Annotated in this window: 17 protein-coding genes and 1 tRNA gene; 3 read left to right on the top strand and 15 right to left on the bottom strand. The window is 49.1% G+C overall.

Going from position 1 to position 22,924, the window contains the following annotated elements; all coding sequences use genetic code 11:
* Window positions 1–304: 304 nt before the first annotated feature.
* The 7 genes from NFS31_RS21155 to NFS31_RS21125 form a co-directional block, all read right to left on the bottom strand.
* A tRNA-Ser gene (locus NFS31_RS21155) sits at window positions 305–392 on the bottom strand.
* A gap of 351 nt (window positions 393–743) precedes the next feature.
* The gene (locus NFS31_RS21150; protein WP_251499604.1) at window positions 744–2,231 is read right to left on the bottom strand and encodes a UxaA family hydrolase; all 1,488 of its coding nucleotides are present in this window, start codon (window positions 2,229–2,231) and stop codon (window positions 744–746) included.
* A 1-nt stretch (window position 2,232) separates the two neighbouring features.
* Window positions 2,233–3,573 (bottom strand): tagaturonate reductase, encoded by a 1,341-nt coding sequence (locus tag NFS31_RS21145; RefSeq protein ID WP_251499600.1) that lies wholly within the window; start codon window positions 3,571–3,573, stop codon window positions 2,233–2,235.
* Between the two features lie 159 nt (window positions 3,574–3,732).
* A complete protein-coding gene (locus NFS31_RS21140; RefSeq protein ID WP_251499597.1) occupies window positions 3,733–5,019 on the bottom strand; it encodes a TRAP transporter large permease in 1,287 nt (428 codons plus the stop codon).
* Window positions 5,012–5,521, bottom strand: a complete 510-nt coding sequence (locus NFS31_RS21135) for a TRAP transporter small permease (protein ID WP_251499594.1) — start codon at window positions 5,519–5,521, stop codon at window positions 5,012–5,014. The genes NFS31_RS21140 and NFS31_RS21135 overlap by 8 nt, the downstream gene beginning before the upstream one ends.
* A 143-nt stretch (window positions 5,522–5,664) precedes the next feature.
* The gene (locus NFS31_RS21130) at window positions 5,665–6,756 is read right to left on the bottom strand and encodes a C4-dicarboxylate TRAP transporter substrate-binding protein (RefSeq protein ID WP_331482797.1); all 1,092 of its coding nucleotides are present in this window, start codon (window positions 6,754–6,756) and stop codon (window positions 5,665–5,667) included.
* Window positions 6,757–6,808: 52 nt separating this feature from the next.
* Complete coding sequence (locus NFS31_RS21125; protein WP_251499592.1) at window positions 6,809–7,843, bottom strand: zinc-binding alcohol dehydrogenase family protein; 1,035 nt, start codon at window positions 7,841–7,843, stop codon at window positions 6,809–6,811.
* Window positions 7,844–8,874: 1,031 nt separating this feature from the next.
* Here NFS31_RS21125 and NFS31_RS21120 point away from each other — a divergent pair.
* Complete coding sequence (locus tag NFS31_RS21120) at window positions 8,875–9,549, top strand: GntR family transcriptional regulator (protein WP_251499589.1); 675 nt, start codon at window positions 8,875–8,877, stop codon at window positions 9,547–9,549.
* A 100-nt stretch (window positions 9,550–9,649) separates the two neighbouring features.
* Window positions 9,650–10,546 (top strand): hypothetical protein, encoded by an 897-nt coding sequence (locus NFS31_RS21115; protein WP_251499586.1) that lies wholly within the window; start codon window positions 9,650–9,652, stop codon window positions 10,544–10,546.
* 454 nt (window positions 10,547–11,000) lie between these two features.
* On the opposite strand, the gene NFS31_RS21110 is transcribed toward NFS31_RS21115, so the two are convergent.
* The 8 genes from NFS31_RS21110 to dnaA all read right to left on the bottom strand — a co-directional run bounded on the left by NFS31_RS21110 (window position 11,001) and on the right by dnaA (window position 21,386).
* On the bottom strand, window positions 11,001–11,552 hold the full coding sequence (locus tag NFS31_RS21110) for a Fe-S-containing hydro-lyase (protein ID WP_251499582.1): 552 nt from the start codon (window positions 11,550–11,552) through the stop codon (window positions 11,001–11,003).
* Between the two features lie 448 nt (window positions 11,553–12,000).
* On the bottom strand, window positions 12,001–12,843 hold the full coding sequence (locus tag NFS31_RS21105) for a fumarate hydratase (protein ID WP_251499580.1): 843 nt from the start codon (window positions 12,841–12,843) through the stop codon (window positions 12,001–12,003).
* Complete coding sequence (gene gyrA, locus NFS31_RS21100) at window positions 12,840–15,341, bottom strand: DNA gyrase subunit A (protein WP_251499577.1); 2,502 nt, start codon at window positions 15,339–15,341, stop codon at window positions 12,840–12,842. Before gyrA ends, NFS31_RS21105 begins: the two co-directional genes overlap by 4 nt.
* Window positions 15,342–15,350: 9 nt before the next feature.
* Entirely contained in the window at window positions 15,351–17,264 is a 1,914-nt protein-coding gene (gyrB, locus tag NFS31_RS21095) for a DNA topoisomerase (ATP-hydrolyzing) subunit B (protein WP_251499575.1), read from the bottom strand.
* 13 nt (window positions 17,265–17,277) lie between these two features.
* Window positions 17,278–18,366, bottom strand: a complete 1,089-nt coding sequence (gene recF / locus NFS31_RS21090) for a DNA replication/repair protein RecF (protein ID WP_251499572.1) — start codon at window positions 18,364–18,366, stop codon at window positions 17,278–17,280.
* A 12-nt stretch (window positions 18,367–18,378) separates the two neighbouring features.
* Entirely contained in the window at window positions 18,379–18,588 is a 210-nt protein-coding gene (locus NFS31_RS21085; protein ID WP_251499569.1) for an RNA-binding S4 domain-containing protein, read from the bottom strand.
* 51 nt (window positions 18,589–18,639) lie between these two features.
* Window positions 18,640–19,758 (bottom strand): DNA polymerase III subunit beta, encoded by a 1,119-nt coding sequence (gene dnaN / locus NFS31_RS21080; protein ID WP_251499566.1) that lies wholly within the window; start codon window positions 19,756–19,758, stop codon window positions 18,640–18,642.
* Between the two features lie 257 nt (window positions 19,759–20,015).
* A complete protein-coding gene (gene dnaA / locus NFS31_RS21075; RefSeq protein WP_251499562.1) occupies window positions 20,016–21,386 on the bottom strand; it encodes a chromosomal replication initiator protein DnaA in 1,371 nt (456 codons plus the stop codon).
* Window positions 21,387–22,716: 1,330 nt separating this feature from the next.
* Here dnaA and rpmH point away from each other — a divergent pair.
* Window positions 22,717–22,851, top strand: a complete 135-nt coding sequence (gene rpmH / locus NFS31_RS21070; RefSeq protein WP_160228148.1) for a 50S ribosomal protein L34 — start codon at window positions 22,717–22,719, stop codon at window positions 22,849–22,851.
* The last annotated feature ends 73 nt before the right edge of the window (window positions 22,852–22,924 follow it).

Genomic DNA, 22,924 nt, shown 5'->3' with positions numbered 1-22,924 from the left:
AACTTCAAGGCTTAACCATAAGCCTTTTGTCTTAAGAATTTTCAGGGTTTTATATACTGTTCAGTTTTCAAGGTTCTTGTTTGCTGTCGTTCGCAGCAACTTTTATAGTCTATCATAAGTTTTTCTGTTTGTCAACAGTTTTTTCTTATTTTTTTAAGTTGCTTTTTCATTTCTTTTCGACAGCTTTATAATTCTATCATAACTCTCATAATGTGTCAAGCATTATTTTGAATTATTTTTTCTTTCCTGAAGAATCCTGCAACAGTTTGATTCACTAAATTACCAGACATCTCCAAAAAAGGAACGGAGAAAGAGGGATTTGAACCCTCGCGCCGGTTGCCCGACCTACACCCTTAGCAGGGGCGCCTCTTCGGCCTCTTGAGTATTTCTCCGCAGTTCTTAAAAAGATATTTAATTCATCCGCAATGCTTGTTTTATCGCAGATGCAAGGATGATTATACTAAACATGATCTTTGTTGTCAAGCACATTTTTAATTATTTTCCATATTTTTTTGTCTGTGATATTAAAGCTTATTATCAGGGACCATTCTGGCTTATGGTAATCGTGAAGGGGACGCCAGTAACGTAGCCAGAGCCAGCTTCTATATCCATAAGGAACCTGTAGAAAACCGCCGGTACTTAGGTACCGCTGCGCTTTTCTCCGAGCGGAAGCGGGGTTCTGTTGAATATAGAAGCTGGCTCTGGCGGCCTCTATACGATTCTTTTGAAATAATGCTTATTCTTTAAAGCGTCACTCCCTGCTTAAATATCGCAATATCATGAAATCCTGCCGCCTCCGCCTTCACCTTCTCCCCGGAAGCCACCTTTAACACATATTCAAACAGTGCCTTTGCCACTTCTTCACCCGATTTTTCTTCAACCATTTCCCCTGCATTGAAGTCTATCCAGTTGGACTTATGACCCGCAAGCTTTGAGTTCGAGGAGATCTTCATGGTCGGCACGAGTGTTGCGAACGGGGTGCCGCGGCCTGTGGTGAACAGGACGATTTGGGCTCCTGATACGGCTAGGGCTGTGGACGCTACCAGATCGTTGCCGGGCGCGGACAGGAGATTTAAGCCTTTTTCTTTTACGCGCTCCGCGTACTGCAGAACGCCGCATACCGGGGCGGAGCCGGATTTCTGCGTACATCCCAGAGATTTGTCCTCCAGTGTGGAGATGCCGCCCTTTTTATTTCCAGGCGAGGGATTCTCGTAGATCGTCTGATCGTGGCGGATGAAGTAATTTTTGAAATCATTGATCAGGCTGACGGTTTTTTCAAAGGTTTCTTTATCCTTACAGCGGTTCATGAGAATTGTTTCTGCTCCGAACATTTCGGGAACCTCGGTCAGGATTGTTGTGCCACCTTTGCTGATCAAGAGATCGGAAAAGGCGCCGACTGTGGGGTTAGCCGTGATGCCGGACAAGCCGTCGGAGCCGCCGCATTTCATGCCGATGATCAGCTCGGAGGCGTCGCATGGCTGTCTCTGATCCTTTGAGGCTGTCTCACAGATCTCTGCGATTAGGCGCAGCGCTTCTTCTGTCTCGTCTTCCACATCCTGGCATTGCAGGAATTTGATCCGGTTTGAATCATAGTCTCCTATATAGTCCATGAGCACTGGTATATTGGAGTTTTCACAGCCGAGGCCGAGCACCAGCACGCCGGCGGCATTGGGGTGATGAATGATATCTGCGAAGACTTTTCTTGTATTTTCCTGATCATCTCCCATCTGGGAACAGCCATATGGGTGCGCGAAGGCTATGATGTCTTCTACCCCCTCTTTCAGGGAAAAGCGGGCCTTTGCGGCTGTTTCGATGGACTTTGCCACGGAATTGACGCAGCCGACTGTAGGCAGAATCCATATTTCGTTGCGCACGCCGGTTTTTCCGTCGGCCCGCTTATAGCCCATGAAGGCGGCGGGCTCTGTTTTTTTGAGCGGGCAGAGCTCGGGCTCGTATTTGTATTCCAGCACGTCGCCGAGCGCGGTACGCAGGTTATGGACGTGAACCCACGCTCCGGGAGCAATGTCTTCTTTTGCATATCCGATGCGAAAGCCGTATTTTATGACAGGCTCGTCTTTTTTTATGGCGCAGAGCGCGAATTTATGTCCCTGCGGGATCTCCTCTGTCAGAATGAGTTCTTTCTGATCGATGAAGAGCGCAAGGCCGGCGGCCAGAGGCTTTAGAGCCACGGCCACCTTATCGTTTTGATTGATTCTTATAAAGTCCTGCATATTACCCCTCTACCGCAAGGATGGCTTCATATGCCTTATCCATGCCTTCAGACTGAATGATGTGATACCATTTTTCAACATCAGGTAACAACGCGGTCAGATCCTCGCCCCAGTAGTCTTCTCTCGTTAAGATATCTGATACGGGAGCTGTTTTCATGTACTGCATGATCTCTTCGCCGTCGTTCGATTCATCGGTGCGGTAGAACGATATCAGAGCCGCAAGGGAGAATACGAGCGCCTGCGGATATCTGCCGAACTGCTCTTTGTATTCCAGAATCGTGGGCAGGACTCTTGCCTTGAATTTGGATACGGAGTTCAGGGCAATGGATAAAAGCAGATGGCGGATAAACGGATTTGAGAAGCGCTCCAGCACGGCTGCCCCGAAGGCGCGGTTGTCCTCTGTATCGCCGATCGTCGGGATGATCTCCTCAAAAATGCATTTCTTGAGAAGAGCGGAAACCTTTTTATCTTTTAAACATTCGCCGACGGTTTCAAGGCCGTAGAGGCGCGCCCCAAGAACCATGGATGTGTGGGCGCCGTTTAAGATGCGGACTTTTCTTTTTTTGTACGGATCCACGTTGTCGGTCCAGACTACGTTAAAGCCTGCCTTCTGCAGGGGAAGTTCGTCCTCATGATGACCCTGGATAACCCAGAGATGGAAGATTTCCGCGGTATCCATCATGTTGTCCTCTTCTCCGATCCGCTCGCACAGCGCGGCATGCTCGTCGCGCGGGAAACCGGTCACGATGCGATCCACAAGTGTGGAACAGAAATCGTTTTCTTCCTTCAGCCAGCGCTCGAAGTCTTCTCCAAGCTCCCACTGTTTTGCGTACTGTAAGCAGCATTTTAAAAGCTCCTCGCCGTTGTGGTCAATGAGCTCGCATGATAAGACGATAAAGCCTTTGAGGCCCAGCTTGAAGCGCTTATACAGAAGCTGTGTCAGTTTTCCCGGAAATGATATGGCCGGGGCGTCCGTAAAGCGGTTGCCGGGAACATATTCAATGCCCGCCTCGGTTGTATTGGATACGATGAACCGGAAATCGGGATTTTCTGCCAGCTTCATATACGCGTCAAAATCCTCGTATGGATTCACGCACCTGGAAATGATGTTGATATGTGTGTGATCATCGACCACCTGCCCGTTGTCAATCCCGCGCAGAAAGAGATTGTACTCGCAATTCTGCTTCATCAGCATCTCGCACATGCCCTTTGCAATGGGCTGCACGATGACCACAGAACCGTCGAATAACCCTTTATCCTTTAGTTTCTGGAAAAAATAATCTACAAAGCCGCGCAGAAAGCCGCCTTCGCCAAACTGAATGACATTTTCTTTTCCCGCCATAGCGTTTTTCCTCCTCTAATTCATTTACATATGTACTCACAGAGTCTGTCCGCACCTGTCTTTACGGCCGGGATACCGGGAGTCCATTTACAGGAATGACGGCAGAGGCGTCCGGCTGCAACGGAGCATCCTCTGCCATCATGACTGCGATTTATATTTTTAATAGAACAGATTTACCAGGAATGTGGTAAACGGCTCAAACCATGTAAGAAGCAGGAGGTTTACGGCAAGAAGGATATAGAATGGAATCGCTTCTTTGATAAACGCCGCGGTCTTACATTTTGTAATCGAGCATGTTACGAACATCAGCGTACCCATCGGCGGTGATAATGCGCCGATTGCATTGTTAAAGATATAGATCATCGCGAACTGAATCTCATTGATCCCATACTGCGCCGCGATTGGGGCGAGAAGAGGCACGAGGATAATCATGGACGCGTTTCCTTCAATAAACATACCTACCAGCAGAAGGAATATGTTTACAACGATCAGGAAAATATATTTGCTGTGGATATTGGCCAGCATCCACTCGGTCAGCATCTGCGGAACTCTCTCTTTTGTAAGAATCCAGGAAAAGACAGAGGCTGCGGAAACGATCAGCATGATCGAGGCTGTGGTCGCAACCGTTTCCTTTAAGCCCTGTATGATATCCGCGATGTGCATTTCCCTGTAAAGGAACCCTAAGAATGCTGCATAGAGGATCGCAACCGCTCCGGCTTCTGTAGCTGTAAAGATACCGACACGGATGCCGCCGATAATGATGATCGGGAGCATAAGCGGCAGAATCGCTGGTTTTAAGGATTTCCAGAAGCGGATTCCTGTCAGCTTTTCTGTGGAAAGAATGCCGTATCCGCGCTTTTTGGAAATGACGCCGACCAGGATCATCATGGTGATGCACAGAAGGCCACCCACGCCAAAGCCAGAGATAAACAGCTTGCCAATTGATACATTTGCAATACATCCATAGAGAATCATGGCGATTCCCGGGGGGATGAGAGGCGTGATCATGGAGGAAGCCGCTGTTACCACGCTGGAAAACTCCAGGGAGAACCCCTTTTTCGTCATTTCCGGAACCATCATCTTTGACTCCATCGCTGCGTCAGCGATATTGGAGCCGGAAAGGCCGCCCATAACGGTGGAGAGAAGTACGTTTACCTGCGCCAGTCCGCCCGGCAGGCGTCCGGTCACCACCTCACAGAAATCCATGATTCGTTTTGTCACGCCTGTGTAGTTCATGAAAATGCCGGCGCATACAAAGAAGGGGATCGCCATCAGCGATATCTTCTCAGTACCGATGATCGCCTGCTGGGCAAATACAACGGAATTGATACCCGGATTCATGACAAAGTATACCATCGAGCCGCCAAGGACAGCGATATATACGGGAACCTTTAAGAACAAAAAGACGAGCATTACAATCGCCGCTAATACTAAAACATCACTCATTGCTGCTTGCCGCCTCCTTTGCCTCTGATTTTACGCCTTTGATCACACTGTAGAAATAACTGAGAATCATATCAATATAAGAAACGATCGCGATTCCATAGACTCCGGCAAAGGGAATCTTTAACATGCTGGTGGAACGTCCGCTCTTTATAAACACCTGGATAAAACCAATGCTTTGTACAAACAGATATCCGATTACAATCACCACTACGACAGAAATCACAATATCCATGATTTTCTGCACTTTTTGAGGCATCATATCCACTATCATCTCAATTGCCACATGGTTTCCGGTCCGAAACGCCGCGCCGGCCGCTGCGAAAACAATCCACACCATGCAGGAGGTCTGCACTTCCTCAAGCCAGGTAAATGGGTTGCTGAATATATAGCGCCATATAACGCCGGCAAAGGTGAGGACGATCAGAACGGCAAGGATGACAGAGGCAATCGCTATATCCAGATTCATGAGAATGGAGACTGCCCTGTTCTGTTTCTTTTCCATACATCTCTCCTAATATTGGCGCCGTCAGGAGACGGGGATCTCCGCCGGCTCATGCCGCGCGCCGCCCGCTTTAAGCGGCTGGCGTGCGGATACTGAGCTTTTGAGAGCGTCCCCGGCTTCCCTCCGGTACATTAAGCTGCGGTTTAATTGGCTCCCATAGCCTTTCTTACTGTGTCATAAAGGCCGTCGGTCCATCCGAAATCCATCTCGTAGAACGGCTGAGCTTTCTCCTTAAAGCCTGCCAGAACCTCTTCTGACGGTTCTACGACAGTAACGCCCTCGTCCTTCATCTTCTGCAGATAGTCCGCCTCGGCCGCCTGCTGAACCTCATTGTTATACTCGCCTGCTTCCTGAGCTGTCTCGATAAGCCAGGTCTGCTGTTCCTCGGTCAGGCTGTTGAACCAGTCTGCAGAGCATACCCATGTTGTAAAGTTCTTTACATGTCCGTCGAGAATCAGGTACTGAGCAACCTCGTGAAGCTTTCTTCCGTACAGGGTTGCGAGCGGGTTCTCAGCTCCGTCAATGGTTTTTGTCTGTAATGCCTGATACACATCGCCAAGCGCCATGCCTGTGGAGGTTGCTCCCAGCACATCAAAGCCCTTGGACTGAATCTCATTGGAGGGAACGCGGATCTTTAAGCCCTGCATATCCTCGACCGTATTAACCGGCGTTGTGGTCAGTGTGTGTCTCTCACCGTAAATCCAGTTTGAGGCAAGGATCTTTAAGCCCTTTTCCTCCAGCTTCGCGCACTGTTCCTTGTACCAGTCGGACTCGACCAGCGTCCAGCACTGATCCCAACTGTCGAACAGGAACGGCCCGAACACGATACCAAAATCCGGTACGCCGTAATCCGCATAGAATGCGCCGTCAGCCAGCGTACATACATTCTCTCCCAAAAGCATGGAATCGATCAGAGAGGACTTGTCCCCGAGCTGGGAATCCGGGTAAATCTCAATCGCCATCGTGCCGCCGGATTTCTCTTTGATGATCTCCTGCGCCTTTTTCCATCCCTCGCCAACCGGCTCGGAAGCGGAGTTCTCAAATGCAACCTGCAGTACAATATCAGCGCCGGATGTATCAGAAGCCGCCGCGTCAGCGCCTCCCTCGGCAGGCGCTTCTCCTCCTTCCGCCGCCTTCGTCTCCGGCGCAGCGCTTCCGCCGCCTCCGCATGCGGACAGACTGGCTGCCATCACTCCTGCAAGCGTTAAAGCTACCATCTTTTTCAGTTTCATCATTGTTTTCCTCCCTTTTACTTGAATAAAGCCCTCAGCTCATCTATTGTCTCGCTTATTTCCTGATCTGGGAAAAATCGAATACAACCTTTAACATATCTCCCGGATTATTTGCAAAATCCTCGAAAGCCTTTGCCGCGTCGTCAAACGGATAAACATTGGTGATAATCTTGTCTAACGGCGCCTTTCCTGCGTTTACAATCTCTATTAGCTCAAGAAAATCTTTTTTAAGCGCATTCCTGGAACCGTATACATTCAGTTCCTTTTTCTGTATCAGCGTAAAATTGAAATCCAGGTTCTTCTTTCCCACACCGATCAAAACCATCCGGCCTCCAAAACAGGCTGCGTCGATGCAGTTCTGGAACGTGGACGGAAGGCCCACCGCCTCGATCGTAACGTCAAAGCCATTCCCATCCGTAAGCTCTGAAACTCTCTTTTCAAAATTCTCAGGAGAGTCATTCAGGAGCGTCCCGTCAACGCCAAATTCCTTTGCCATCTCAAGCTTTCCGGCTGAGACATCGGATATGTACACACAAGCGCCCTTTGCCTTTGCCGCGATCGCTGCCAGAACGCCGATGGTTCCTGCGCCTACGACCAGAACCTTGTCCCCTTCCTTCACGTCCGCGCGGCTGACTCCGTGGTAGCTGATACAGAACGGCTCGATCGCTGCCAGTGTCTTTGCATCCATACCTTTGCCGTCATACACGCGCTCGATCGGCATTGTAATATATTCCTGGAACGCGCCGTCCCGCTGGCAGCCCATGGTCTGGTTGTCCATACATGCATTTACGGTTCCGTGAGCGCAGGAATAGCAGTGGCCGCAGTTAAAATACGGATTGCATGTTACAATCATACCGGGCTTGATCCCCTGCTCGTTTCCTTCGTCCGCTTCAATCACCTCCGCGGAAAACTCGTGTCCCGGAATCCTGGGGTAGTCAAAATAGGCGAAGGTCCCGCGGTAAGAGCCAAGATCACTGCCGCATATGCCGCCGTACAGAAGCTTGAGCAAAACCTCTCCTTTTTTTCTTACAGGCTTCTCAACATCCTGGATCTCCACTTTGCCGGGAGCGTTGATGTACATTGCTTTCATGGTGTATTCCTCCTAAATTGTTGTGTCTGAAACTATGCAGAAGCGTTTACGGTCAGGAACTGTGAGACTGTAAATCGCAATTCTTTTGTGGTTTAAAAGTATTGCTTGCTTGTGTTTGATCCGCTTTAGTGATGTGGTTTGTATTCTTTGTTGCATTCTTTGTTGTATACATCAGATTATATACTTTTGTGTTGTATCTGTCAATAATGATCTTTGATTTTGAGCTTAATTTGTGGAACTTTAATAAATACAGCTTTTGTTTTTGTGCATTTTATACAATTTTTTGGTTGAATGATTTATGTATTCTGAAGGGGCCGCCAGAGGCAGGTTCTATATCAAACAGAACCTCGCTTCCGCTCAGAGAAAAGCGCAGCGGACACTAAGCTCAAAAGACCTCGCTAAGTGCCGGCGGTTTTCTATGGGTTCTTTATTGATATAGAACCTGCCTCCGGCTACGTGATCGGTGGGCTATAGGTTGACAGACGTTTTCTGACAGTTGTTATTGTAAATGCTGATGGATAAGGGTTATAAGGTTGGCTGAACCAATACAGAAAAGATTATAATTACTTGTTGAAATATGGAGAATTATGATAGAAAGTGAAGGAATTATGTGCTATAGTTTAAGTGCTGCCGTACCTCCAGCAGAAAGGAGGTGATTCTTCTATGGTAGAATTTATTACCGCAATCTTTGTGTCTGTTATTTCAGGAGTAGTTACACACTGCTTGTGCAAATGGATAGACAGAGATAGATAGGCGGCAGTATTGCGGAATGGCTCTCCGAGATGAGCCGGAAAACCCCAGAGTGCTGGCTCTGGGGTTTTCGTTGTCTTCTATGGAATTATTACCGCAATTCCTTTAGACTTTCGTCTGAACGTATTATAGCATATGAGGAAGTAAATTGCAAATATTTATAAAAAATTTTATAACCTTGTGCATCCCACCCCGCATTGACTTGAAAAAAAGGGGTGATTATGGTAAGCTTTTTATATCAATCAAATTCTGCTTTACTGCAACTCGGAAAGGGCCTGTTTATGACAAAAACGAACTTAAAAACCCTGGCTTATACTGCCATACGACACAAAATCATTACCTGCGAGTACGCGCCGGGAACTTTTTTAAACGAAGAACGCCTGACTGAAGAGCTGCGCTTAAGCCGCACGCCTGTCCGAGACGCCTTAAGCCGTCTGGAGCAGGAGGGACTGATTGAGATAAGGCCCAAACGTGGAATCATGGTTACTCCGCTGTCTGTCAATGATATTAATATGATTTTTGAGATGAGAACGCTCTATGAGCCCTACATCCTGCTTCACTATGGGGCTTTGCTCCCGGAAAAGCGGTTGATTGAGCTTAATGATATATTTCTTCACACAAAACCTGACAGCGAATATTTTCAGAATAACGATTACTTTTATGAGCTGGATTCCGAATTTCACCTGATGGTTGTGAATGCCTGTCCCAATACCTATATCCGCCACAGCTACAGCCTGATATGGGCTCAGAACCAGCGTTTCCGGAACTTAACAGGCAATGTCTCCGCCAGCAGGCTGACTGCCACCTTTCAGGAGCATCTGGATATCACAGGCCCCTGCCTTCGGAAAAACTGGAAGGAGGCCGCAGATAAAATGGCATATCATCTTGAACAGTCAAAAAAGTCCAGCTTTGACTACGTATTAAACAGTCCGGATCCGCCGCATATCCAGCTTTAAACAGAGCGTATTGATCTTTATTGCCCACAGTCCGGCAAAGGCTGACAGTAAGTATCGATTATGCTCTTGCTATTGTACGGTAAGTAAGGAGGTGTCCTTTTTGATAAACTTTCACATGTTTTCAGGAACAACCAGTGCTTATGCGGGTATGATGAAACTGCAGATGAAATGGAATTCAAAGCAGGAGCAAAAATCATATACGCAGAAAGCCGAACAGGAGGATCCTGTTTTAAGGCAACTGAACGATCTAAAAGAGCAGAACCAGAAAAGCTCCGGCAAGGAGGCAATCCTCAATAAACTCAGGGCGGGAAAAAAACTCACCCAGGATGAGATGGATTATCTCCAGAGGGAAGATCCGGCCGCCTATCAGAAGGCAAAGGAAATACAGGATGCCAAAGCCGGATATGAGCGCTCCCTGAAGAACTGCAAGACAAAGGAAGACGTGCAGCGACTCAAATCACTGCATCTTGGAAGCACTATGGTAAAAGTAGGCGCTATTGCAAATGATCCGAATATTCCGGAAGGAAAGAAGATGGAGCTTCTTCTCCATGAAAACGCCAAACTCAACGCCATCAATAAGGCAGAGCGGGCTTTTGTTCAAAGCAATGCGTACCACAGTCTTCCTACCGACGCGGAGGTAAAAGAAGCCATGAAACAGGAAATGGAAAAACTGGAAGAAAGCGTCCAGACGCCACAGGAAGGAGAAGCGCCCGCTGCGCCTGAGCTTTCCGAGGCGGCAGATGATAAAAAGCCAGTGGATAAATTAGAAGAGACTGATATAACAGCTTTCGTGGCGGCAGCCGCTGTCGCCGGTTCGGCTACGGAAGTTAAACCAGAGGAGGGAGCTGCTCCCCGTTCTCAGGAGGATCCAATAGCTGATATACATCCTGAGGAAGTGCATTATGAAGCGTATTCCAGAGGAAAAGCGTCCTATCAGACAGTGGCGGCTCAGAAAACGGCGGAATATAAAACGCAGAAGATTAGTAAAAAGGCATAAGAATATGAGATAAAAAGCTGTCTTTGGGATTTATGGATTCTGGAAGACAGCTTTTTTATTGATTTTATAGTACATAGCGACGCTGTGGTTAATTTGTTGAATCAAGCATAGGAATGTATGCGGGAATTGGTTGATCGTGAAGGGGACGCCAAAGCCAGGTTCTATATCCAACGGAACCCCGCTTCCGCTCGGAGAAAAGCGCAGCGGTACTAAGCTCGAAAAGACCTCGCTAAGTACCGGCGGTTTTCTACGGGTTCCTTATGGATATAGAACCTGGCTCTGGCTGCGTGATCGGCCAGCCATGGATTTCCAAGCGGTCGTATAGTCTGTAATGGCTGGATTATAGAAATATGTTTTGAAGGTTTTATTTCATGGGAGCGGAGCAGTGTACAACTGATGAGTTTACGCTTCACTGTTCCAGGTGTGTCAAGAAAACCTTTTAATGGCGGTATCCTTACAACTTTCTGTATTCCTCCAAAGCCGTCTCATAAAGATTATTCCCCTCCGAATCGATCACTACAATCGCCGGAAACCTTTCCACTGTCAGCTTTCGTATCGCCTCTGTGCCAAGATCCTCATAGGCTACGATCTCCGATTCGCGTATGCATTTTGAAAGAAGCGCCCCTGCGCCTCCGATAGCCGCAAGGTATACGGCCCCGTTCCTCACAATCCCATCCACGACTTCCGGGCTGCGTTTTCCTTTCCCGATCATGGCGCCCATGCCCATATCAAGTAACGTCGGCGTATATTTATCCATACGGCTGGCCGTTGTAGGGCCTGCGGAGCCAATCGGACGCCCTTCCCGGGCAGGAGAGGGCCCCATATAATAGATCACGGTTCCGTCCATATCGATGGGCAGCGTCTCTCCCTTTTCCAGCGCTTCGATCATCCGCTTATGCGCCGCATCGCGCGCCGTATAGATCGTCCCGTCAATGTATACAAAATCCCCTGCCCTTAAGCTTCTTGCCGCCTCTTTTTCAATCGGCGCACTGATTCTTTTTTCCATCTTTTCCTCTCACCCATCCGTATATATCTCCGGACATAAATCTCAAAATGAACTGAACAATCGCATATTTCCAGTCTCTGTAACTTAAATCGTATTATCTTTCTAAATCGTACTATCTCCGACTAACAAACTATATTCATAAAGGTTATAAAAATCATCGGAAACAACGCAAAAATCACTCGCTCAAAGCTTTCCGATAACGTAGCCCGTGCCAGCTTCTATATCCATAAGGAACCCGTAGAAAACCGCCGGTACTTAGCGAAGTCTTTTCGAGCTTAGTACCGCTGCGCTTTTCTCCGAGCGGGAGCGGGGTTCCGTTGGATATAGAACCTGGCACGGGCGGCCCTTCGGGAGATCCACCTTAGCCCGCGCAATCCCCAACACAATAACTGTTCACCTCAAAAATGAACCGAAAAATGTAACATAACACGGAAATCGTTACACGCATCTAAATAACCCTGCGCACATGCCTGTTCACATGACAGCAAATATTAACCGCCACAGGCAGCCCCGCAATATGCGTCGGATATGTCTCAATATTGACCGCCATCGCAGTCGTCACGCCCCCCAGCCCCCCGGGGCCGATTCCCAGGCGGTTGATCGTTTCAAGCATTTCCTCCTCCAGCTCCCGGACATACCCCCCGGCCCGCTCTTCCTTCAGATTTCTCGTCAGAGCATGCTTGGCCATCAGCGCGCATTTCTCAAACGTGCCTCCGATGCCGACGCCCACGATCATGGGAGGGCACGCATTGGGCCCCGCCTCCCGGACAGTAGTCAAAATCGCTTCCTTTACCCCTTCGATCCCGTCCGCGGGCTTGAGCATAAAGATCCGGCTCATGTTTTCGCTTCCAAAGCCTTTGGGGGCTACGGTAATCTCAACCTTGTCGCCTTCTGTGATCTCGTAATGGATGACGGCCGGCGTGTTGTCTTTTGTGTTTTCCCGGTAGATCGGATCTTTTACCACGGACTTGCGCAGATAGCCTTCTGTATAGCCTTCCCGCACGCCCTGATGGATCGCCTCTGCGAGGGAGCCGCCCTGGATATGTACCTCCTGGCCCACTTTGATAAAGATGACGGCCATGCCTGTATCCTGGCAGATTGGGATCCTTTCATTTGCCGCGATCTCCAGATTTTCTTCAAGCTGCTGTAATATCTGACGGCCCAGCGGCGAGGCTTCTTTTTGCGCTGACTGCTTAAATATCTCCTGCATATCGTCAGAAAGGTAGTGATTTGCTTCGATGCACATTTCCTTAATGTGCCTTGTAATCTCGTTTGTCTCTATTGTTCTCATACGGGGCTGACCTCTTCTTCTGTTTCTTCCGCAAGCTCGTCCTTCTGGTTATCGCTTTCCCTTACTTTGGCAATGCTGGCGACCGCCATGCCGGATTCGGAGTCGATGCTCATGAGCTTGACGCCGGATGTGTTGCGGCCGATGATAGAGATATCGTTGACCGCCATTTTGATGATGATGCCCTCGTTCGTGATCAGCATGATTTCGCGGTTGTGATCCACCAGCTTGGCGCCTACCAGGGGGCCTGTTTTGTCGATGATCTTGTAACAGCGGATCCCTTTGCCTCCGCGGTTCTGGACGGTAAATTCCTCGATGGGCGTCCGTTTTCCGTAGCCGAGCTCGGAGACGACCAGGAGGCATTCGCCCTGGCTTGTCATCTGCATGCCTATTACCTCGTCGTCCGGATCAAATTTCATGCCGATCACGCCCATGGATACGCGGCCTGTGATCCGCACGTCCGTCTCTTTGAAACGGATGCACATGCCCTTTCGGGTGACAAGGAAGATCTCCTCGGTGTCGTCCGTGGTTTTTACTTCGATCAGCTCGTCATTTTCCCGGAGCACGATGGCCTGAAGGCCGTTCTTCCTCACATTCTCGTATTCGCGCAGGGAGGTTTTCTTGACCATGCCGCATTTCGTAGCCATGAACAGGAATTTATCGTTGTCGAACTCCTTCATGGTGATAATGGCCGTGATCTTTTCTCCGGGCATGAGCTGGAGGAGGTTGACAATGGCCGTTCCCCTCGCGGTCCGTCCCGCCTCGGGGATCTCATAGCCCTTTAATCGGTACACGCGGCCGGTGTTGGTAAAGAACATCACATAGTGGTGCGTGGTCGTCATCAGGAGATCCTCGATGTAGTCCTCCTCGATGGTCTGCATGCCCTTGATACCCTTGCCGCCGCGGTTCTGGCTCTTGAAATTGTCGCTTGACATGCGCTTGATATAGCCGAAGTTTGTCATGGCCACCACGATATCTTCGTCCGGGATCAGATCCTCTGCGGACATGTCGTACTCGTCAAAGCCGATGCCGGTTCTCCGGTCATCCCCGTATTTATCGGAGATGAGCATGATCTCCTCGCGGATCACGCCGAGAAGCTTTTTCTCGTCTGCCAGGATGGCCTTTAATTCGGCGATCTTTTCCTGTAATTCCTTATATTCTTTTTCCAGCTTTTCGCGTTCCAGGCCGGTGAGCGCCCTCAGACGCATATCTACAATCGCCTGGGCCTGCGGATCCGTAAGATCAAAGCGCTCCATCAACCGGGCCTTGGCAGCCGCTACATTGGCAGAGCTGCGGATGATCTGGATTACCTCGTCGATATGATCCAGAGCCTTTAGGAGCCCCTCTAAGATATGGGCGCGTTCCTCGGCCTTGTTTAAATCGTATTTCGTCCTTCTGGTAACGACGTCTTCCTGATGCTTTAAGTAGTATTCCAGCATCTGCTGGAGATTCAGGATCCTGGGCTGGTTGTTGACCAGAGCCAGCATAATCACGCCGAACGTGTCCTGGAGCTGCGTGTGCTTTAAAAGGCGGTTCATGATGACATTGGCATTGACGTCGCGGCGCAGCTCAATGCAGATGCGCATGCCTTCCCGGTTCGATTCGTCGCGCAGATCCGTGATCCCATCGATCTTTTTGTCCTTGACCAGCTCCGCGATCTTTTCGATCAGACGCGCCTTGTTGACCAGATAAGGGAGCTCGGTCACTATAATACGGCTTTTTCCGTTGGCCAGCGTTTCGATATTGTACACGGCGCGCACGCGGATTTTGCCGCGCCCGGTGCGGTATGCTTCTTCGATCCCGGCCTTTCCGATAATCGTCGCGCCTGTCGGGAAATCCGGGCCTTTTACGATCTGCATCAGCTCCTCAATTGAGGTCGGGCGGTCCTCCTCGATGCGGTTGTCGATGAGCTTTACAACGGCCTGTATGACTTCTTTTAAGTTGTGGGGCGGGATGTTGGTCGCCATGCCTACCGCGATGCCGGTCGCGCCGTTTACCAGCAGGTTCGGGTAGCGGGAGGGCAGGACGGTCGGTTCTTTTTCCGTCTCGTCAAAGTTGGGCATGAAGTCAACGGTGTCTTTATTGATATCTGCCAGCATTTCCATGGAAATCTTGCTCAGCCTGGCCTCTGTATAACGCATGGCGGCCGCGCCGTCGCCGTCCACGGAGCCGAAATTGCCGTGGCCGTCCACTAAGGGATAGCGGGTGGCCCACTTCTGGGCCATGTTGACCAATGCGCCGTAGATCGAGCTGTCGCCATGGGGGTGGTATTTACCCATGGTATCGCCGACGATACGGGCTGACTTACGGTGCGGCTTGTCCGGACCGTTGTTCAGTTCGATCATGGAGTAGAGCACTCTGCGCTGCACGGGCTTTAAGCCGTCCCGCACATCGGGGAGCGCCCGGGCGGCAATAACGCTCATGGCATAGTCGATATAAGACTTTTCCATCGTCTTTTTCAGATCTATGTCGTGAACCTTGTCAAATACATTTGGTTCCATATTTTCTCCTTATATATCAAGATTAGTCACATACTTTGCGTTCGCTTCTATAAACTCACGTCTTGGCTCTACCTGATCGCCCATCAGAGTGGCAAAGGTCAGATCTACCTCGGAGGCGGTTTCGCTGTCGATCAAAACGCGCAGCAGCACGCGCCGTTCGGGATCCATGGTCGTTTCCCAGAGCTGTTCCGCGTCCATCTCGCCCAGGCCCTTGTAGCGCTGGATCTTGTTGTTCGTATCGCGGCCGATCTCCTTTAAAATGCCGTTCAGCTCGTCGTCGTCATATGCATACCAGATCTGCTTGTTCTTCTCCACCTTGTAGAGCGGCGGCTGCGCCAGATAGACATGGCCCTGGCGGATCAGCTCCGGCATAAAGCGGTACAGGAAGGTGAGCAGCAGCGTGCTGATATGCGCGCCGTCCACATCGGCATCTGTCATGATAATGATCTTGTTGTACCGAAGCTTGCTGATGTCAAAGTCCTCATGAATCCCGGTGCCGAAGGCGGTGATCATGGCGCGTATCTCCGCATTGCCGTAAATCCTGTCAAGCCGCGCTTTTTCTACGTTGAGGATTTTTCCGCGCAGGGGAAGGATCGCCTGGTTTGATTTGTTTCTCGCCTCCTTGGCGGATCCTCCGGCGGAATCTCCCTCTACGATATAGATCTCACAGTTTTCCGGGTTCTTATCCGAGCAGTCCGCCAGCTTCCCTGGCAATGCCATGCTGTCTAAGGCTGATTTTCTCCTTGTCATCTCACGGGCCTTGCGGGCCGCGTCCCGGGCGCGCTTGGCCAGAATCGATTTTTCGCAGATGATCTTCGCCACGGACGGATTCTGCTCCAGAAAATAGGTGAGCTGCTCGCTGACTACCGCGTCCACCGCGGTCCGCGCTTCGCTGTTTCCCAGTTTTTGCTTGGTCTGGCCCTCGAACTGCGGCTCCTCGATCTTGACGCTGATGATGGCTGTGATCCCCTCGCGGATGTCCTCGCCGCTTAAGGGCGGCTCATTTTCCTTTAACAGCTTGTTCTTTTTGGCATAATCGTTGAATGTCCTGGTGAGGGCGCTCTTAAAGCCCGCGAGGTGCGTGCCTCCCTCGGGCGTATTGATGTTGTTGACAAAGGTGTAGATGTTTTCCGTGTAGGAGTCATTGTGCTGCATGGCGACCTCTACGCTCACCTTGTCCTTAAGCCCCTCGCAGTAGATGACCGGATCGTAGAGGATCTGGCTGCTCTTATTTAAGTAAGTGACAAACTCTTTGATCCCCCCTTCGTAGTGGAAGGTCTTGCTCTTTTTGTTCTCACGGTCGTCGGTGAGCGTGATTTTAAGAGCCCTGGTCAGGAAAGCCGTCTCACGCAGGCGCACCTTCAGCGTATCGTAATCGTAGACCGTTTCCTCAAAGATGCCTTTATCCGGAAGGAAGGTCACCTTTGTGCCGTGCTTTTCAGGGGGACAGCTCCCCTCCACGCGCAGAGGATACATGGTTTTTCCCTTTTCATAGCGCTGTTTGTAGATTTTTCCGTCTTTAAAGATCTCGACCTCCAGCCACTCGGAGAGGGCGTTTACGACCGACGCGCCCACGCCGTGCAGGCCGCCGGAAACCTTATATCCGCCGCCGCCGAATTTTCCTCCTGCGTGCAGGACGGTGAATACGACTTCGACTGCCGGGAGGCCCGCCTTTTTCTGGATATCGACAGGTATGCCGCGTCCGTCATCCTCTACGGTGATGGAGTTGTCTTCATTGATCTGAACCTCTATCTGATCGCAAAAGCCGGCCAGCGCCTCGTCCACCGAATTGTCTACGATCTCGTATACAAGATGATGGAGGCCCCTCACGGACGTACTGCCGATATACATTCCGGGTCTTTTTCTGACCGCCTCTAATCCCTCTAAAATCTGGATCTGTTCCGCGTTATATTCTGAACCCATACGTTCCTCCTTCTTAACTGTTTCCGTCTTCTACCGTACCGTTTATGATCTTAAAGATTCGATCAATCTGAAAGCTGTGGCTTACGAAATCATCCAGCCCTGTACACGTAATGATTGTCTGGATATGGCTGATCCCGGATAATAGGTGTCTCTGCCGGTCAGAGTCAAGCTCTGAGAGCACGTCGTCCAGCAAAAGCACCGGATAATCGCGCACCAGCTTTTTGACCAGTTCTATCTCAGCCAGCTTCAGCGACAGCGCGGCCGTCCTCTGTTGTCCCTGGGAACCAAATTTTCGGATGTCTATTTTATTTACATAAAATCCTATATCGTCTCTGTGGGGGCCTACCAGCGTCGTCTTCTGTTTTTTATCCTGAAAACGGCTCTTCTTTAGGGCGTCCCCCAGCTCATCCTCGCTTGTATTGGGAAAGTAGCGGAGCACGAGCTCCTCGCGTTTGCCCGACAGATGGAAGTGAATGTCCTGAATCAATTGATTGAGCTGAGAAATAAAATCTCTGCGGACCCGGATGATCTCGCATCCGTAGGAAATCATCTGCTCATCCCATATATCCAGCATTTCCTCGTACTCCGGCCGGAAGCTTATGTCCTTTAAAAGTTTGTTTCTCTGCAGCACAATCTTATTGTACTGGGAGAGGGAATGTACATAGAGCTTATTGAGCTGGCAGAGCTCCAGATCGATAAACCTGCGCCGCTCGCCGGGGCCGTTTTTGATGAGGTTTAAATCCTCGGGGGAGAAAAAAACCACATTGATCACGCCAAACAGCTCGCTCGCCCTGCGGATCGGTATGCCATTGACCGCGACGCCCTTTGGCTTGTTTTTTTTCAGGTGCATATCGATCCGGTGCGGGACGCCGTCTTTTAAGAGGTTCATCTTAATATGGGATTCATCCTCCCCGAACTCAATGATCTCCCTGTCTTTGCTTCCCCTGTGGGATTTCGTCGTGGCGCAGACATAGATGGATTCCAGGATATTCGTCTTTCCCTGGGCATTGTCTCCATACAGAACGTTGATCCCCTGGTCAAAATCCATATGTAATTCCCTGTAATTCCTGTAATTCATAAGCTCAATTGATTTTATTACCATGGGAGGCGTCCTTTATCTGATAATCTTAACCGTCTGGCCGTCATAGCACAGCTCGTCCCCGTCAAAGAGTTTTTTTCCTCTCTGGAAGGCCGTCTCGCCATTGACCTGTACAAGACCCTCTAAAATAGCGGACTTTGCCTCTGCGCCGCTGTCCACTAAGCCGGCGGCCTTTAACGCCTGGCCCAGCTTAATGAATTCGTCTCTTAATTTGATCGTTTCCATGTTTTCTCCCATTCTGTTCTGGCGGCCTGATCGGCTGCATTTTATCAGGCATTATATGGATGCCGCGTTAAAATTCACCGGAAGGATCAGATACGTATAATTCTCCTCGTCATCCCGGATAAAGCAGGGGGATTTGGGATTCATCATATAGAGTGAAACTTCCTCGTCGTCTATAATACGAAGCGCATCGATCAAAAACTTCGGATTAAAGCCAATCATGATGTCTTTTCCGAATTTTGTGATCCCTAATTCCGCGCTCATGGCGCCAATCGTGGAATTCATCTTCAGAACCATACCGTCATCCGAGATCTGGATAATGATCGGTTTTTTGTCATTTTCCCGGATCAGGATGCTCGCGCGCTCGATGGCGTCAAGAAACGAGCGCTTATTGACCACTACTTTTGTCTCATAATCGCTGGACAGCATCTGGCTGATCCGGAAATATTCTCCTTCGATCAGACGCGACACGACCACTGTATCGTCGAACTCAAACATGACGTGGTTCTCGGTAAAGAACATCAGCACTTCGGATTCACTGTCCCCGGATAGGATCTTGCTGATTTCACTGAGAGTTTTGCCAGGAATAATGACTTTTATATCACTGTAGTGATCTTTCAGGATCACTTTGCGGATGGACATGCGGTGCCCGTCCAGGGAGACGAACTTTAGCTCGTTGTCATGTACCTCCGCCAGCTCGCCGGTCATCATCTTATTGCTGTCATTCGGAGAGATGGAAAATATTGTCTGCCGGATCACTTCTTTTAAGGTAAACTGGGAGAGGCAGATATAGTTGTCCCGTTCAATATGGGGAATATAGGAAAATTCTTCGCCGTCCTTTCCCTGAATCCGGAATACGGATTTCTCACATGTGATGACCGTGTTAAGCGTCTCGTCCGACTCGATCGTGATTCGGGAATCCTCGCTTGAGAGCTTGCGAATGATATCGGAAAAGAGCTTCGCATCGAGCGCGATCTTGCCGTGTTCCAGGATACTCCCGTCTACCTTTGTTTCGATACCCAGCTCTGTATCATTGCCCGTCAGGCGGATCTCGTCCGACGCGGCATCGATCAGGATGCAGTCCAGGATCGGCATTGTCGTTTTTGACGGAACCGCCTTCAGAACGATGTTGATACCATTCAGTAAATTATCCTTTTCAAATGAAAGCTTCATAATTGTTGATAACTCCTTTGCTCAAAAACAATGTGAAGGGAAAGAAATATATAAAAACATTTCGTAGCAATCGTAGTAGGGGCTGTGGATTGGTGAATAAGTCTTAAAACCGCTGAAAATAAAAGGCGTGCCCGTGTAGAAACACCTGTGTAAAAGCGGCCCTGGACTTAAGAACAACTTAAGAATTATCCACAAGCTCAGAAACAACATTAGGTTCCACCTGGTTATCCACAAATTTTAACCCGGTTATCCACCGATTATTGTGGATTAATCTTCTTTTTCAGGATCTCTATCGTATTGCGCAGGGATTCGTTCTTGCCCATATCCGCAAGGATCTTATCGTGGCCATGTATAATCGTCGTATGATCCCGCCCTCCCAGATATTTGCCGATGGTCTGGAGCGGGGTGTCTGTCATGGTGCGGCATAAATACATCGCGATCTGGCGCGGGAAGACGACATCCTTGGTCCTCTTTTGGGAAGCGATATCCAGAGGCGTGATGCCGAAATGATCGGAAACCACCTGGATAATCAGCTCCGGCGTCACTTCCCGGACGCCTCCCGGCGAGATGAGATCCTTTAGGGCCTCTTCTGCGAGCTCGATGGTGATGTCCTTCTTGTCCAGTTTGGAGAGGGCTACGATCTTGGTGAGAGCGCCTTCCAGCTCACGGATATTGGATTTAATGTTGGTGGCGATATATTTAATGACTTCATTATCAATATTATAGCCCTCCAGCTCCTCTTTTTTGCGGAGAATGGCCATGCGCGTCTCATAATCAGGAGACTGGATATCCACGGTAAGGCCCCATTCAAAACGGGAGCGAAGCCGCTCTTCGAGAGTTTCAATCTCTTTGGGAGGCTTATCTGAGGAGATAATGATCTGCTTTTTAGCCTCATAAAGAGAGTTGAAGGTGTGGAAAAACTCTTCCTGCGTGCTTTCCTTTCCTATAATAAACTGGATATCATCGATCAGAAGAACGTCGTTGTTCCGGTATTTCTCCCTGAATTCCGTGGTGGAAATATTATTTTTATTCCGGATCGCATCGATCAGTTCGTTGGTGAACTTCTCGCTGGTCACGTAAAGAACCTTGGCTTTCTGGTTGTTTTTCAGCACAAAATGGCCGATGGAATGCATCAGGTGCGTCTTGCCAAGTCCCACGCCGCCGTAAATAAAAAGAGGATTGTAGATCTCCCCCGGCGATTCCGCCACGGCTAAAGAAGCGGCATGAGCCAGATTATTATTCGCGCCCACGACAAAGGAGTCAAAGGTGTAGCGGGGATTTAAGTTCGCGTCCTGAATGAGCTGGCGGTTCGTCTCCGGCTGCCGGCCGGCCGCTTTCTTTTTCTCAGCCGGCTGGCCGGCTTCACCGGCCTGTTCCTGTGTTACAAATTCCAGCTCGCACTCGATCCCGGTCAGCTCTTCAATTGTGATCTGCAGAAGAAATCCGTATTTTTTCTTGATGTACCCGAGAAAATGGACGTCCGGCACCAGGATCTGCAGGGCCCCTCCCTTCATGGCCCATGGCTGCGTCGGAAGCAGCCATGTTTTGAATGAGACATCGGTCAGCTCGTGTTCTTCTTTGATGTGCAAAAGGATATCTTCCCATTTGCTCTTGATTTTTTCTAACATAGTAGTAAGTCTCCTGATAAAAAGAATCCTGCATTGCAGGATGTTCGCCTGCGGCGGGCCGCGTATGCGCGGCATGAAGCAGCTCCTCCGCAGTTTAGTCCTGCCCCGGAGGGATTTTTTGTATCATGGGAATGGGATTAGGGAAAATTGCAAATTTACCCAATCTAGTATTTATTGTACATGAAATGGATCGATTTTTCAATTGAAAGATGAAAAAGATTGTGGATAAGTTTTCCATGGGAGCGAGGGGGAGGACGCAAGGGGGGCCGCCCATCCCATGTTCTATATCCAACAGAACCCCGCTTTCGCTCAGAGAAAAGCGCAGGGCTGTACGGATCGAAAAGCCCCCGCTAAGTGCCGGCGGTTTTCTACGGGTTCCTTTTGGATATAGAACATGGGATGGGCTACGTTACTGGCGGGCTTTGGGCAATGCGGTTTTGGGGTTGGAATGGGGATAGTATGGTTTGGGATGCTTGTGGATAAATTTGTGGGGGAGTATGCAGGTTTTAGGGGGATATGGGGTGAATGTGTATAAGTGGGACTGGGGATGTCCACAGGGAAAAGTATTGATAAATCAGTGGATTTAGGATTAAAATGTGAACAATCTATGGGTTATTCAGGTAAAAATCAACTATTTATCCACAAGTTATCCCCACTTTGTGGATAAATAGTGGAAACCCTGTGAATAAGGTGTTTAAATGATAAGGCCCGGGTTTTTATATTGCCAGCTATGAGCTTTGCAGATGGCAGGGGTTTTATTTGTATGTAATATTTTCTTGGAGGTGACGGGAAATGATGATATATTGGGTATATAAAAGAGAAAGCGGTATGAAAATATCGGATAATATACTATAATCTATGAGTTGCTCACCGATACCCGTAACAGGGAGGATGTGTTCACATGGAACTTTTGCATCTCTTTTGCCTAATGGCATTATAGCGTATGCAGGAACGTTATTCAATATGCTTTTCTATGAAAACTTTATCCTTATCTGGTATTGGTTTAATTCACGTATGTAACATTTATCAGCAAGTTCTCCTTTCTTCGCATATCCGGCGGCCCTCCCACGACATCCACACTTGGCACGGGGTGGCCTTCACGCAATTTGCATATCTGACATGGGAGGCTTTTTCACGACATCCACCAACTTGCACCGTGGCCTTCTTTTTCCATAATTGCGCAGCAATCCTATTTACAAGAAAAAATATCGATTTTCTATTGACGTAACCGTGTTTCTTCTATATAATTGAGTAGATATTTAATCTTAGAATAGTCTAACTATGTTGAGATGATTTCTCTTTCAATTTAGATGACGAGGAGGTGTTTATTATGAAGATGACATATCAGCCAAAGAAAAGGCAGAGATCGAAAGTTCACGGCTTCAGAGCCAGGATGAGCAGCGCAGGCGGTAGAAAAGTTCTGGCTGCGAGAAGAGCAAAAGGAAGAGCAAGATTGTCTGCTTGACGAACCTGGGCCGCAATGTGAATTGTGGCCTTTTTGTTACTGTATTTTAATACGGCTAATTTATTTATATGGC

The sequence above is a fragment of the Otoolea muris genome (assembly GCF_943193115.1).
Taxonomy (GTDB): domain Bacteria; phylum Bacillota; class Clostridia; order Lachnospirales; family Lachnospiraceae; genus Otoolea; species Otoolea muris.
Note: the sequence above shows the minus strand (reverse complement) of the source record. Positions and strands in the feature narration are given on the sequence as shown.